This window comes from Nocardia sp. NPDC050378, assembly GCF_040655675.1.
GTDB classification, from domain to species: domain Bacteria; phylum Actinomycetota; class Actinomycetes; order Mycobacteriales; family Mycobacteriaceae; genus Nocardia; species Nocardia coubleae.
Genome location: NZ_JBFAKI010000005.1, coordinates 22,824 through 36,993, shown reverse-complemented (window position 1 = coordinate 36,993; position 14,170 = coordinate 22,824). Strand labels below are relative to the sequence as shown.

Genomic DNA, 14,170 nt, shown 5'->3' with positions numbered 1-14,170 from the left:
GTGGCCACGTAGCCGGGCACGTGCGGCCTTCCGCGCCTCCTGCTCCGCCCAGAAGATCCGGTGCCAAGTCCAGAACTCCTCGACGGTTATCCCAGCCGCCGACCACCTCGCCGTTGTGGTCGAGCTGCGGATAACACAGCTGGTAGAAGAACCGGGCGGTCTCGGCGCTGCTGCGTTCGTAGGTCCATTGGATCCACGCCGGGACCGCCGGGTACATCGCCGCGACCGCGCGGGCCGTGAACCCGGAAGTGGCCGTGGCCGAATCCGGCCGCGCCAACGAGGTGGCCGTCAGCCGGTCGAGAGCGGCATCGTCGATGAGTGTGGCCTTCCTCGTCTGTGATCCCATAGCGGCAGACTATAAGCGAACTCGCAGGTCGGCACACCGACGATCAACGAATCAGGCTCGGCCAGGCCGCTGGCCGGGCGCGGTGACAAACCGTGCGAGGCGTCGAGGCCAGGCTCGTAGCCGCCGGTGGTGTCCACGGTCATCTGCTCGACGTCCATGTTCACCGGTATGAATGATGCGGCCGTACGTGTTCCAGCGGCGATCTCGGCGAGCATGCCCTCGGAATAGTGGGCGCGCCGGTGAAGGTCGTGCTCGGCGCGATGGGCGATGCGGTCATAGAGAACCTGCGTAAGGGTGGTGCAGTGGATGATGCGGATTTCGGCGAAATCGGCCACACGCAGCAGGTTCGGCGCCAGAGCTTGTCTTGGAACGCGGCTTCGGCGACCCGGCTGACCCCGCTGCGAGCGAGCACCATCAGCACGTCGAAGAACGCGTGCAGGACAGGGATGTTGAGTGCTTCGTAGTGTACGTCACGGTTCGGCGCGGTGGCGGCGACCATGCCTTGTTTAAATCTCGTCGCGGATGATCGCCGGAATCCCGAACCGCTCGGCCAGGGCGTGGGCGAGCATGGACTTGCCGGAGCCAGCCGGGCCGCTAACTACCGTGATCACGGAGTTCTGCGCGGAAGTGGCATGCGACATTGTGGCAGGTCACTTATCGTCACCAATCGGTGTCGCCTGTGGAGGGCTTGGTGAGCTGGTAGGCGATGAAGCCGAGGCGCCGGGTCCATGCCACTGCCCCCACAGCCCGTGCGTCCGCGGCACTGCTGCCGTGGCGGCCCCGCCAGAGGTGAGGTCGCACGGGACAACGTTCAACGATCTCGCGGTCCAGGCCTGCCGCTTTCGGCGATGGTGTAAGCCAAGTCGGTCAGCTCGTGCGGCCCCCGATCGGCTGCACACTCATCGCAGATATTGATCACCCGCTCAGGCAACGGGGCTGCGAAGGCCGGTAGGCCGACGTTTGCTCAAGCTCTTCATCCCAATCAGTGGTGGTCACCATTTGACATACGTCGCAAGCCCAGACTTCGTGCCTATCCGTATCGTTCGTCATGCCATAACACTACGGTACGAAAGTGGACAATTCCGCCCGAATTTGTTGTGACGCAGCGATGTCGAATTGATGCGATTGCACCGTCCGGCGAGCAGGCTCTCCCCCACTACCGCCCAATCAGGTCACGGGCCTGACTGCGATCGACCAACTCTGCATCCTCAAGTATGGCCAGTGGGTGAATCTGCTTCTGCAGGTCAGCTACAACTGGCACCGACCGCTTCCACTATGCCTCCGCCTCCCGGACACCGCACAACCGATCCCTTTGAATCTCGAAATCGACCAATACGGCGTGTGCTTCGAGATCCTGTCCTTCGACGGTCGCTACGGCGCACCGTTATCGCTTGCTGATTTTCACTCGCTACCTCCAAACGGGGCGCCGCGGTTAGTCTCTCCCAGTTCCTGGGGTCTCGCCGCGCGGTGGACCTATGGCCGAGCGATGCGCCCTCTTGCAGAAGCGCCATCGTTGTCGCACCTGGTTTATGCAGCTTCGCTAGGCGATCGGGTGCCATCCCGACCAAGGCCGAGCACCTGATACGCCGCGTAGACAGTCAACTCGATGTTGCGCTTGGGTGGCGTGTTTCGGATCCGATCCTGCTGCCTGGGCCGCCATGCAGGTCATCCGCAGCTCACGAATATCTCTCAACAGTGAGAAGCCGTCCCATGTTGTGACGTCGTAGCCGTACGCGTCGCAGAAGGAACGGTAGCGTTCGGCCGAGATCCAGCCGAAGGAGCTGTGTTTGATCGCGGTGGAGACGAGGTCCCATTCGGGTGGGCCGACCGAGGCTCGCTCCAGGTCGAGGAACGTCGTCTCTCCGGTGTCGGTGGTGACCACGTTGCCTTCCCAGGCGTCGCCGTGGATCGGCGACCACGGCATGCCGGTGGGCAACTCCTCCCAGCCTGCGCGCAGATCCGCGAGGCGCTGGTACAGCCAATGCCGATCCGCATGACTCAGCGACGACGCGCTGTCGATGCGTTGCTCGAGCTGGACGAACGGTGCGACTTCAGACAGAAACGGCGGCACAGCCAGCTGGTGCAAGGCACGTAATGCCCTCCCGATCTCGCGCTCGCTGCCGTTGCGGTGGGGCGGCAACTCTTTCCACAGCGTCACCGGGCGCGAGTCGATCACCGCGAAGTCGACGCGAGTGCCCATCGGCTGCACAGCCGAAATATTGTGTTCTCGAAGCCATTCCGCGATTTCAACCTCGCGGCGTGCCGCCTTAGTCTGACCCGCTCGCGCGACGCGGATGACCAGGCGCTGATCAGGTACTCGGAATATCGCATTCTCAGCGAGTTTGATTGAGACCATTCCGTCTGGGTCGATGCCAGCATCGGCGCAGGCTGTGCGAGCGATTCGTTCGACCTGTGAGGTGTTCATGTGGTGGTGGCGAGCGTCGGTATCCGGACTTTGGCACGGTGGGCGTAGCGGCGGAGTTCGGCGATGTCCTCGTTAGCGCGCTGGGACTTGAGGTCACGCGCTCGGCCGAGGGCTTGGTTTGCGATGGTGGTTGCCTCGTCCGGGTCACCGGTGGCCATGACCAGCGACGCGAGTTTGATGGTCGACATCGTCCGAGACCGTGCGGCGGTGTCTGCGTGGCCGTCGACGGCTGCGGTCAGCCGGTCGCGGGCCTCACCGACGAAGCTGCCGTGCACAGCGATATCGAACAGGGCGTGGCCGGTGTCGCCCGCGTGCTGCGCGCTGTCGTAGTAGCGCATCCACGCCGGATCATTGCCGGGCGCGCACCGGCTGAAGTCGCGATCGGCGTTGGCGACGGAGGTCAGTGTTGCGGGAATGTCGCCCAGCTTGGCGTGCACACGCGCTTCAGTGGTGTGCAGCATCGCGCGTTCAGTTGCGGTGAGCTTGTCTGCCTCGGTGAACGCTCTGCGGACGTACCCGAGTCCGTCATGGTTGCGGCCGTTCCAGATCGCGTGCCGCGCCATCGAGGACAGGATCTTCGCCCTCAGGTTCACCGCCCCGGACTCTTCGGCGCAGTCGAGGGCCAGGGCGAACATCGAGTTCGCGTCGTCGTGTGCGCAGGCGTCGAAGGCCATGAACGCCGCCGTGTGCGCGAGTGACCCGACCGCCATCTGTAGGGCTGCGCGGTCGCGCGCTGAACAGTTGGCTTTCAGATAGGCGACCGCGACTCGTAGTTGCGCGACGACGACGTCGCGGACCAGGCCGCCGCCGTACGTGGCGTCCCAGCGTGCGAATAGCTGGGCGGCTTCGTGAATCTGTTTGATCTCGACTGTGCCCACTCTCGTCGGGTTGACGGTGGTGCGGGCTTCGCTGAGCATCTGGGTGAGGCGGTCAGGTGACACGATGACCGTCGCAGCGGTAGCTGCGGCCACACGCAGAAATCCTTGTCGGTCCACGGGCTCCACGGTAGCCACGTTCGGCAACTTGAACCACAGCAGATCCGGCGGGATACGCAGAACAGTTGCCCACCTGACCAGCTTGCAAAGCGACTCAGGCGCCGGACCGTTCTCGATCCGACTCAGCTGCGCCTGACTCAAATCCAGCCACTGCGCCACCTGAATCTGGCTCAGTGGCTGCCCGTGAGCGGGGTGGTTGCGATACGCCTCGATGACCGCGCCCATGTGCCAGTTCGCCAGTGCGTCACGCAGCGGGCCGTGAGCCCAGAACTCGGCCGGCATCTCGGGTGGCCCGTCCGCCGAGGCGATGGGTGAGCAGTTGGCACACCACGGGCCAACGTTGAACCGGCTCAACGCACTTCCGCATGTCGCGCATGTGCGCCCACTTCCGGCTATGTCCGCCATCGCCTCGCTCCCGTCGTTCCAACCCCACACAACGCGAATATTTCGACGCTATCACTGGCACACACGGCTGGTATGCGTGCGGCGTATATCGGTTATGTACTGTGCGCGTTGCCCGTAACCGCATGGTGGAACGACTGTCAGTTCGTCCGAGTTAGCTCCGACACGGACTCCGCGACTACTGGCAAGCCGACCGAGGTGACCAATGGCAACCACCCTCGAGAACGATGTGTTCACACTCCTTGAGCCCGGGGAACCGCTGACCGTAGAGACGATGGCGCACGACCTGAAGGTGCCGCCGTGGACAGTGGCCAGGGCATTGGACGCGCTTCGGAACAACGGTGACGTATTCCGGAACCGGTGCGCGCAGTGGCAGATTGCGGCGGACAAGCGCCGCCCAGCTCGGAAGGCGAGCCGATGAGCCGCCTCGCCGTGCCCAGCCCGAGGACCCCGCTGTCATGGGAGGAACTACACGCGACTCTCGAGACGATGTGTGGACGCGGTCGACGCACGGGTATGGCCACTGCAGCCCCGAGCTCGGTCAAGCTCGACCCCGCTGTTGAACAGACACGCTTACGGTACGCCAACACGGTGCGGTCCCTCCCGATACGGCTGGCAGGCCACGACTTTCAACAAGAACATATTCCGGGGAAAGCCGAGACAAACTGCCCGATCCGACTTCCATCAACGCTGGAAAGCCATTTGGGAGGCCGTGCATGAACGGCAGCAACGAGCCGAACTCACTCCGACCTGCGGCGAGGCGTACCGAGCCGGGCGGGTCGGCCAGCGCCCTCGCCGGGACCGAGAACCCTCAAACCTTCGACTGCACGCTGCCGACCATGGTTCGGCAGCTCAAGGCGATGGCGAGCGCGGGATGGTTGCCCGGTGTGACCGAGCCGCCCGAGGAGTTGCGATGACACCGATCATCACGCGGGTGCAGCCCTTCACCGAGTCTCCGCGCAGTCCGTGCGAGCTCTACCGTCGCGAGCGTTTGTTGCCGACCGCGGTCGACCCACAAACAGACGCCGCGGCAATGACACACGCGAGCAGACCCTCACCGCGCCCCGACGAACCCGACGTCCAACTCTCGGTTCTGATTTCCAGCGTCCGAATGGAATTCGCCGCCTGTATAACCGCCGCGCTGGTGTTCGTCTGCGACGTGGCCGCCCACCGTCCCGGAACCGTGGCTGTCTCCCTCGGCCGGTGCACCGGCCTACCCCGGCTGCCGAACGAACGCCTCTACCTCCAGCCCTGACCCATCACGTCACAGCCCCCGACCACCTGAATGGCCTCCGCATGTGAACCGGCGAGAAACCACGACCTTCCCGATCCTGGCCCCGTGCCGAGGCGGCCCCGGAGTTGCTTCCCGGCGACTCCAAGGCCACCCCCCGAAACCCTCTCGAACCAAGGAACCAGCACCATGTACGCGAAATTCGACACCACCACCACCACGCCTCGCTCACACCGCCGCCGCTGGATCGCCGCGACCGTGCTCGCCACCCTCGCCGCGCTTGCCACTATCGCGATCGTGACCGCACCCGACAGCGACGCAGGCTCGCGCACCTTCACCTGCGCGCAGATCACCTCCCCCTCCGGGGTGGTGACCGGGTTCGGACCGGGTGACACGTCCAGCGGCCCCGGTGCGATCCTGGGGTTCAACTACGCCTACTACGTGCAGCGCTCCGCCGAGCAGGCCCGCCGATTCGTCACAGCCGATGCCCTCGTGGGCCCTGGTGACCGGTTGCAGGCCGGGATCGATGCCGTCCCGGCTGGCACCCGGCACTGCGTGACGATCTCGCCGCTGGTCCGTGTGGGGGATGCGGACCTGTGGGCGGTCACCGTCACCGAATACCACCCCGGCAGTGAGCGGTTCGCGCCGCGCCAGCTCATCACCACCCGCACACTCGGCGGAGCGACGCTCGTCAGCGCCATCGCCCGCGCCTGACACCGACTCCGACTCCGACTCCGACCACCTGAATACCTCGGACCAGCACCGCGCGGTCAGCTCGCTGGCCAGGTCTGAGGGTGGGAACCGCTCCCGGAGGCCGTCCCGACCATCCCGCGCCTCCGGGAGCGCTCGCCCGCACACAGCAGCCACACCCCGGTGGGCTCCCGCCTACCGATCCAACTATTGAAAACGCATTGAAAGGTTAGATCATGTCTTACTCCAGCTGGTACGCCGTGGCCGACGACGGCCTGGAAGCGTTGCAGCGCAGCCTGATCGACATCGAGTCCGAGACCAAATACCAGCGCAGCTACAGCCCCGAGATCCTGCCCGGTCTGGTGCAGACCCTCGACTACGCCCGCGCGATCCTGACCAAGTGCACGAGCGTGCTCGGCGTGCCTGACGACAGCGAGGCGACCGCGGCGGTGCGGATGCAGCGCCAGGCCATGCTCGATGCACCGGGGCATCGCTTCCACCTGCTCATCGGTGAAGCCGCGCTGCGGCGCACCGTCGGCAGTCACGCGATCATGGCCGCCCAGATCCGCAGGCTCGGTGACATCCTCACCCAACGCGACAACGTCGACATCGGCATCATCCCGCTCGATGCCGAGTTCATCAGCCAGGCAGACAATTTCGTCATCCACGACGAATCCGGCGTCGATATCGAAACCGTCACCGGCTCGGTCGAAACGAGCGGAGCAGAAGAGATCGCCCTCGCGGTACGCACCTTCGACCTGCTCACCGACCAGGCCCGCTACGGCGAGCACGCCCGAGCCCTGCTCGACCGTGCTTTTGCCGAGCACGTCGGCCCCGGCATCTGAGAACCACCTGACCGGTGTTCCAGACCCCGGCCCTCACCCGCCGGGCCGTATCCCTCGTCACGACCACAGGCACCGGGTCGGGGCCTGGACGCCACCTCCGAGAGGACTTGAATCTCATGCCGACAACCGCTTTCCCTGCCCTTGGGATGCTCACAGCCGCACGCCGGTGGGCGGTGTGACATGGGCACCGGTCTGACTGAACTGCGATACGACGTTGCCAACAGCGCGCGAGTCGGCAACTGGCTGCTCGGCGGCAAGGACTACTACGACATAGACCGGCTGGTCGCCGAGAACGCGGCCGACAGGGTTGTCACGGTCGCGCGTGAGGCACGCCGGTTCCTGCTGCGGGCCGTGGAGCACCTCACCAACGAACACGCTGTGCGTCAGTACGTCGAGCTCGGTTGCGGTTTCCCGCTACCCCCCAATGTCGGTGACGTCGCCGGTCGCGAAGTCGAGCGCGCCCGGGTGCTCTACCTCGACCACGACCAGCTCGTCGCCGTTCATGCCCGTGCCCTGTTGGCCAACGGCCCCGACCGACGCTTTTCCATGGTCGACGTCACCGACACCACCGCCGTCCTCGACCAGATCACCGAGTTCTTCGACCTCGACCTGCCGATCGCGCTGTGCCTGTCCGGCACCGCCGAACTCCTGCCCGACCCACACGCCGTGCTCGCGGAGCTGGCCGGCGGACTCCCGCCGAACAGTTGGCTCATCCTCAGCCACATCACCGAGGACATCTTCGGCGACGAGATCCGCATATGGGCCACCCATCTCACCCACCACGGGATCCCCTACCGTCCCCGCGATCACACCGCCGTGACCGCGATGCTGGCCCCCTACCAGCTACTGGAACCCGGCATCGTCGCACCACACCGCTGGCGACCCGACACCGGCGACCCCACCTATCACCCATCCCACCACCCCCAATCGGACCTCAGCGGCTACGCCGCAGTAGGCCGGTACTCCGTTTAGACGAAGGAGTCGACCGCGCTATCAACCAGACACACCCCGGACCTCTTCACGCCCGAGAACGCGATCATGGCGATGATGGTCGCCACCTCGTTGATGCTCGCCCTGAACGAGAGGATCTCCCAAGAGGGCAAGAATCGTCACTGTGACAATTAACGCCTGTGTCGCGTATCCCTCGGCTGCGCCCCCGAAAAACCGGATCGACACTTTTACCGCACGAGCACTTTCACGCGAAACTCCACATACCCGTAGGGGCGGCCATCGCCTCCAATTACTCCCGGCGCGTTACCACGAACCCCCGGCAGGAGTCTATCTCCGCGCACCACGGCGTCTTCCAGTTTCACGGCAAGTCCGTCGTAGGGCTGAAAGGTTGCACTTCCCGGGATATACGACAGCGTCGCGACACCCGTTGAGAGCACCTTGCATCCATCCCAGACCTTGATCACATTGTCGCCGGTGAGGTACACATTAAGTGCCGGCTCGGGATGAGCTTCACCGCTGATCAAAAGATCCATCCGCGCACCCTTGATCGCCTGGTCAGAGCGGATACTTGAGTTGTCGATCCATACGTATACGAGCATCTCGACGTTGTCCCGAACAGCCACCTCATCGGCGTACGTCGTTTTTCCGCGATCAGCGAGGCGGCACAGTACGTAATTCCTTTCGTCGCCGTGTTTCGGGTTGTCGACGATGCTGTTGAAGACTGCTGTGGGTGAGGGCTCTTCCCCTCTGTATGCCTCGCGCGCCGGCCCCGAGCCGTAGGTGTGGGCATTGGTGGCGGGCGCGCGATTCGATGTGGAGACTAGCGATGTGGTCGGTGCATCCGGTTTCGACCCGATTTTGAAGTCGATTGTGTCGCGAAAGAGTGCGAGCACGGCAGCTACAGCACTGATCAACCCAGCAACTCCGATAACTGCGGGATTCTTCCACCAGGGGGTCTGCGGCGTGGCAGGCGCTGGCGTGGGGGCGGACGGTGGCGATGCGGGCGATCCTGACGACGGAGGCGTCGAGGAGGGGTTCGGCGTCGGGTTCGACATGGACCTGATTCTCGACGACTTTCGCGGCGAACATCACCCCTTGCGCACACATTGGTCCGACAGAAGTGGTTGCGGCGCAACGAAAGCCCCGTGCCGACGGGAACCTGTGGCGGTGTGGCCCTCGACGGGCGAGGTGGCGTGGCCCGACAGCCCCGACAAGATGGCGCAGCCGTACGGCTCAGACCCACCCCGGCCACCCTCCTTTTGCAGGTCAGCGCGTCATCGGCCCTCTCTGGTGTTCGTGGTTAGTACAGGCTTCGAGGGCATTCGCCGCCGGTACAGACCCTTCTTGCGCAGTAACAACCGCTTAGGGGAGGATGTGGCGATGGAGGGCAGCCCGATTGCCGGGATCATGAGCATTGAGGTATCGCATCAGGTAATCAGATCGTTCGATCGCGACTTACGCACCATGAATATTCCGATTCAGGCGATCCACAGGGCAGGGAAGCAGGCCGGCAACTTTGCCCTACGTCTATACGCCAACCCTCCATATGACCCACACCGTGAGGCAGCGGAAGATCGCTATAAAGCTTTCCACCGGCGCCTGAACGAACACATAGAATCAATGCACACGGTCGGCATCGAAGCCAATAGCTTTCAACCGCTCCTCGACTGGATAATATACCTTAAAGGGCGCCTCACAGAGGAAATTGGGCAAGACGTACTCGACGCACCTTTCAACGGACCGTTCCTACCCTTTGATATACGTCGATTTAGCATCGAAGCGGCGATCGCTTTAGATGAGTCGATAAACTATGCCAAAAATCAGGCTAGATCGAGAGTGGGAGTCCTACTCGATATCGCCCGGAAGAGTCAAGCCTCGAAGAAGACGACGTGTCCGCTGTGCGAACTATGTGTAACGTTCGCCAAGCTCAGTGATCAGCTTCTAGCAATCCAACCGCCGGCCTATTTTGGCGAGCCGCGCTACTATCCGCCGGAACGCCATGGCGGAATCGTGCCAGGTTTTCTCGCTCGACTGATCGCCCAGGATATCGACGACCTAATAGTTGAGCTCACCGTTACGATTTCTTCCTCAGATGAGCTGCGCAACCTTGGCGCGTTGACTCGTGAGAAAAAGGCGAAGATCTTGACAACACTCGACCGACTTACCCCAGTGACGATCTCTGCTAATTATCTACAGTCAATCGAGCCGTTCAGCTTCTCCGAAACCGCGCTGCTCGACAGCACCGACATGGCTGCAGCCTTCTTGTCCATATCAGTCCACTATTTAAAGGATGTGCAATCAAAAATGGCCGATTACTCCGAAGCCTCGGGCCAATCGTCGAACTACTCCGTTCAAATTAATGGCGGTAACTTTTACGGCTCGCAGGTTGCGCTGCAGATCTCGAACATCGATTCTTCTATCTCCACCGTGGTCAACCAGGGCAATTCCCAGCTCGCCGATGCACTTGAAGCGGTTAAGCAGGCTGCAATGACGGACCCTGCAATCCCCAATGACCGCCGCACGGACCTGATCGACAATGTTGAGTATCTCGCAGAGAGCGCGAGCGAAGCCCCCGAAGCTCGTAACCGCGGGATCGTCCGATCCGTCCTCGCCAGCCTGAATTCAGCCGCCTCTACAGCGCCACAGTTGGCACAGGCCCTTGAGACTTGGGGTGGCATCCTCAACTCCATCATCCCCTAGTTCACGTCACGTGACAGCAGATTGGGAGGGGGCAACCGGGTCGGTGCACGGTCCGATCGCCGTTACCGAATCCGGCTGCGCTGCGGGCGGTTCGTCAAGGACGTCCACTTCGATGAGGTCCACCAGCTCGACTGGCTGAATGACCAGCTGCGCGATGCGGTCCCCCGGCGGACCTCGTAAGGTTCATCGCCGAGGTTGATCAGGCAGGCTTTGATCTCGCCGCGGTAGCCAGCGTCAACGGTGCCAGGAGCATTGAGAACGGTGGCCCGTGATTCGCGGCAAGCCTGGAGCGGGGTGGATGAAGCCGACAGTGCCGTGCGGTAGCGCGAGGCGACAGTGCCGATCAGGCGCGGCAGTGTGGCACCAGACATGCATCGTCAGTGGCGTGCAGGTCAATACCGGTGTCGCTGGGATGAGCCCGGCCGGGGGTGTGTCAGCTCGGCATTGGTTCCATCGGTGATCTCTGACGTCACCGATCGGTGGATCCTGACGTCGCACCAGATCCGAAGATGTTTGTATCGGCGAATTTTGACGTCGCGGTGTTGGTTGCGAATGGTCAGTCCCACATCGCTTGGGTTCTCAGCACGTCGACCTCGCAGCCTGGCGAGGTCGGATCGAAACCGTGCTCAACCAGCCAGCGGACTCCCCGCAGGCTACGCAACGACCACCAGGCGCTGATCACGTCAAGGTCGACGTCGGAGCCGTACCCGGCCACGACGTCACCGAGGTGTTCTTGGTGTCCGAGCGTCAGGGTGGCGAGGTCATACAAGGGGTCACCCTGTGCCGCCTCCGACCAGTCGATAATGCCCGTGACCTCGTCACCGTCGACGAACACGTGAGAGATCTGGAGGTCGCCGTGTGTGAATACCGGCGTCCACGGCCGGAGCGCGATTTCGGCTATCCGACGGTTGTATGCGACAACGTCGGCAGGAACCACCCCGCTCCTGACAATCCACGCACACTCGCGGTCGAGCTCCGATGCGAGCGCGTCGAGGCTGCGGCCGGGCCATGGCGGTAGGGGCGCGTCGTGCAGCTTCCGCATGGCGGCGCCTGCCGCCGCCCACGCCGCTGGGGGTGCAGTCGACGGCTCACCGAGGCGGCCGAGTGTCGTCCCTGGCAGAGCGGCGAGCGCGAGCACGGGCGGGTTGCGCCACAGAACCTCGGGAGTCGGGATCGGTGCCCTGGCCATCGCCTCGACCTCGACATCGGTGTTTGACTGGTCAGCGTCAATCTTCAGGAACACTCCGCCGACGCGCAGAGTTGCGCGCTCGTGATGGGCGACGACGACCTCGACTTCTTTCACGTCGGAGATTATGGCTGGGATGACCATCGACGTCGCCGGGATTATCGCGGGTCAGTGGCCCGTTGCTGGCTTTGCCGAGCGTTGTCTCAACGGGTCTTCCGAGAACCTCTGCTGGTCCCCACTGTCTCCTTTGCGTACTGCCATCTGGTCCCGCCCCTGCCACACCCGGTGACGTCAAAATTCACCGATCAGATCGGTGGGATCCAACACCGAGCAACGACCGGATTCGCCGATAAACGACGTCGAAATTCACCAGCACAACCATCGGCATCGAGCTGGATGAAGGGGACCGTGCGGATCAGAGGTGTCCCCGATCGAGGCTATGTCGGGTGCGGCTTGTGGGGCCGCGGGGTGTCAACCCCTAACCGGGAGCGACTGGGTGGCGCGCTGTGCGATCATCGGTCCCTCTCGATGCCCAATTCGATGCCCTTCGACGGCCCTTCACGGGAGCGGGACTTCGTGCGCAGCTCCGCTTCGAGGGCAAGTTCGTGCTCTTTCTGCTGTTTCTCGCGCTCTATTTGTAGCGCTTCCTTCGATTTCTGCGCACTGAGGCCGTGATGGGACTGGTGGGTAATTTGCGTGACTTCGAGCTGGGCCAGATCCACTCCGCTGAACACGCCGCGGATCTGCTTCGCGATCCCAGCTTCCTTGCTGTGTTGGTCCACCCACCGTTGCTCGCCGTCCACCTCGACGATGAGCGCGTGTGCTTGCTTGTCGACCTGCACCTCCTTGCTGGCGAGTGCCTCTACTACCCGTGGATCGACACCGGTCTTGAGCAGTTGCTGCGGATCCAACCGCAGCGACTGCGCAGCCTTCAACGTCCGCTCGTTTCGCTGCGCGTCGGATATGCGGTCGCCCGTGTCCCGCTGCCCTTGCTCGAGCGCAGCCCGCTCCAACTGCCGGTTGTGTGCTTCGACCATCCTGGCCATCAGGTCACGGTTCTCAAGCTCGCGAACCCGCTGTGCCTCGATAGCCTTCGCCTTCTCAAGCTCTTTCGCCTCGCGCTCCCGGATTTTCTCCTCTGCCGCCGCAATAGCCTCCGCTATCGGCCTACCGGGCTGCTGGGCGTGCTGGGCCAGCGCCAACCCCGCAAGCTCTCGGTGCTTGGGTGTCGGCATCGGCAGATATTCCAGCATATCGATCTGCCTCGCCACCGGCTCCTGACCGGCGATCACATGGTGCATCTCCTGCATCATCGCGACCAGTTCCGGGTCCATCCCCGGCTCGATCGCTAGCTCCATCCCCTTCGCCGGCGGTGCTAAGGCGCGGGCCTCCCCGACCGCAGCGATCACGACCTCCCGATCCACTGTTTCGAGGATTTTCAGCAGCTTCTGCTCACGCGCCTCACGTTGCTGAGCTTGGACCCGCTCGACGATTTGTGCCTCTTTCAGGCGCAATTGGGCGGCTTCGCGGGCGATCTTGTCCCGCTCACGAGTGATCTGCTTATCGACCTCGATCATCTGTGCCAGCTCGATCTGTGCGCCCGCGAGGACTTCCAAGTCAATCGGCCGACCCTTCTCCTTTGCCTTCTCGATCTCCTTGACAAAACCCTCGAGCGCCCGCGGCGCGGTTGTCAGTTCTGGTGCCTGGCGCACCTTCTCAATCAGATGTCCCAGCCGCTCTACTGCTTTCGCGTGCGCGATGGGACGTCCCGCGTCGATATACCGCCGGAAATCCTTCTCCGACAGCTCGATCACTTTGAACTTGCCGGGGAACTCCTGCTCCAGCTTGCGGGCTTCCCGCATCACCTCCGGTGCTGGTGGACGCGCCGCACGAACGATGTACTCGGACACGTCGCGTGTGGTACCGGACTTGAGCAACTGACGTTCCTTGGCCAGCTGCTCAAGCCCCTTACCGACAGCGACCCCACCAGCCTTGTACTCGCTTGTCCTGGTGACGATTTCGCGACCGGCTTGCTTCACAATCTGCGCGGCGTCGTGCTGCCGAGCAGTATGTCCGGGCACCTGTTGCCGGTACTCCTGCCGCCAGCCCTGCTCTGGGGTGCGACCGTGGATGTGCTGGTAGCCGTAGGCCAGCATGTCGTGCAGGGTCTTCGCGTCGCCCCACAACTCGACTGCATGCTCCCACGACTCAGGACTGCGGATATGCTCGAGTTGCTGCGCGGTAAGCGATACCTGAGTGGCCGCCTCCGCGATCTTGTCCATCACGTACGCCTGGTGCCCGCGGTCACCGGCCTCGGTGAGTCCGCGGTCCGTGCGGGGAACGACGTCGCGGGAAGGATCGGGCGCCTCGGGGGTCGGACCTGTCACAGGCCACCCCGG

13 protein-coding genes and 1 pseudogene are annotated in these 14,170 nt (G+C 63.4%); 6 read left to right on the top strand and 8 right to left on the bottom strand.

Features of this window, described 5'->3' with window-relative positions; all coding sequences use genetic code 11:
• Nucleotides 1-288: 288 nt before the first annotated feature.
• The 4 genes from AB0I35_RS12935 to AB0I35_RS12920 form a co-directional block, all read right to left on the bottom strand.
• Nucleotides 289-681, bottom strand: a complete 393-nt coding sequence (locus tag AB0I35_RS12935) for a hypothetical protein (protein WP_357396001.1) — start codon at nucleotides 679-681, stop codon at nucleotides 289-291.
• Nucleotides 682-852: 171 nt separating this feature from the next.
• Nucleotides 853-987, bottom strand: coding sequence for an AAA family ATPase (locus AB0I35_RS12930; protein WP_357396000.1), 135 nt, complete (start codon nucleotides 985-987; stop codon nucleotides 853-855).
• Nucleotides 988-1,886: 899 nt separating this feature from the next.
• Nucleotides 1,887-2,771, bottom strand: a complete 885-nt coding sequence (locus tag AB0I35_RS12925) for an aminoglycoside phosphotransferase family protein (protein ID WP_357395998.1) — start codon at nucleotides 2,769-2,771, stop codon at nucleotides 1,887-1,889.
• Nucleotides 2,768-3,742 carry an XRE family transcriptional regulator gene (locus AB0I35_RS12920; RefSeq protein WP_357395997.1) on the bottom strand — a complete coding sequence of 325 codons (975 nt, stop codon included), beginning with the start codon at nucleotides 3,740-3,742 and terminating at the stop codon, nucleotides 2,768-2,770. The genes AB0I35_RS12925 and AB0I35_RS12920 overlap by 4 nt, the downstream gene beginning before the upstream one ends.
• A gap of 1,142 nt (nucleotides 3,743-4,884) precedes the next feature.
• Here AB0I35_RS12920 and AB0I35_RS12915 point away from each other — a divergent pair.
• The 5 genes from AB0I35_RS12915 to AB0I35_RS12895 all read left to right on the top strand — a co-directional run bounded on the left by AB0I35_RS12915 (nucleotide 4,885) and on the right by AB0I35_RS12895 (nucleotide 7,906).
• Nucleotides 4,885-5,085: a hypothetical protein gene (locus AB0I35_RS12915; protein ID WP_357395996.1), complete on the top strand. Its 201-nt coding sequence runs from the start codon at nucleotides 4,885-4,887 to the stop codon at nucleotides 5,083-5,085.
• Nucleotides 5,082-5,423: a hypothetical protein gene (locus AB0I35_RS12910; protein WP_357395995.1), complete on the top strand. Its 342-nt coding sequence runs from the start codon at nucleotides 5,082-5,084 to the stop codon at nucleotides 5,421-5,423. The genes AB0I35_RS12915 and AB0I35_RS12910 overlap by 4 nt, the downstream gene beginning before the upstream one ends.
• A 165-nt stretch (nucleotides 5,424-5,588) precedes the next feature.
• Nucleotides 5,589-6,113, top strand: a complete 525-nt coding sequence (locus tag AB0I35_RS12905; protein WP_357395994.1) for a hypothetical protein — start codon at nucleotides 5,589-5,591, stop codon at nucleotides 6,111-6,113.
• Between the two features lie 212 nt (nucleotides 6,114-6,325).
• Nucleotides 6,326-6,934 (top strand): DUF5753 domain-containing protein, encoded by a 609-nt coding sequence (locus AB0I35_RS12900; protein WP_357395992.1) that lies wholly within the window; start codon nucleotides 6,326-6,328, stop codon nucleotides 6,932-6,934.
• 180 nt (nucleotides 6,935-7,114) lie between these two features.
• A complete protein-coding gene (locus AB0I35_RS12895; RefSeq protein WP_357395990.1) occupies nucleotides 7,115-7,906 on the top strand; it encodes an SAM-dependent methyltransferase in 792 nt (263 codons plus the stop codon).
• Nucleotides 7,907-8,112: 206 nt separating this feature from the next.
• On the opposite strand, the gene AB0I35_RS12890 is transcribed toward AB0I35_RS12895, so the two are convergent.
• Nucleotides 8,113-8,940, bottom strand: a complete 828-nt coding sequence (locus AB0I35_RS12890) for a hypothetical protein (protein WP_357395989.1) — start codon at nucleotides 8,938-8,940, stop codon at nucleotides 8,113-8,115.
• Between the two features lie 289 nt (nucleotides 8,941-9,229).
• Here AB0I35_RS12890 and AB0I35_RS12885 point away from each other — a divergent pair, with 289 nt between their 5' ends.
• Complete coding sequence (locus AB0I35_RS12885; protein WP_357395988.1) at nucleotides 9,230-10,585, top strand: hypothetical protein; 1,356 nt, start codon at nucleotides 9,230-9,232, stop codon at nucleotides 10,583-10,585.
• Nucleotide 10,586: 1 nt separating this feature from the next.
• Here the strand turns inward: AB0I35_RS12885 and dut are convergent.
• The 3 genes and pseudogenes from dut to AB0I35_RS12870 form a co-directional block, all read right to left on the bottom strand.
• Nucleotides 10,587-11,012, bottom strand: a pseudogene (dut, locus tag AB0I35_RS12880) (dUTP diphosphatase); the annotation flags it as partial.
• 129 nt (nucleotides 11,013-11,141) lie between these two features.
• Nucleotides 11,142-11,915, bottom strand: a complete 774-nt coding sequence (locus AB0I35_RS12875) for a phosphotransferase (RefSeq protein ID WP_357395986.1) — start codon at nucleotides 11,913-11,915, stop codon at nucleotides 11,142-11,144.
• A gap of 368 nt (nucleotides 11,916-12,283) precedes the next feature.
• Nucleotides 12,284-14,053, bottom strand: coding sequence for a hypothetical protein (locus AB0I35_RS12870; protein ID WP_357395985.1), 1,770 nt, complete (start codon nucleotides 14,051-14,053; stop codon nucleotides 12,284-12,286).
• Between the last annotated feature and the right edge of the window lie 117 nt (nucleotides 14,054-14,170).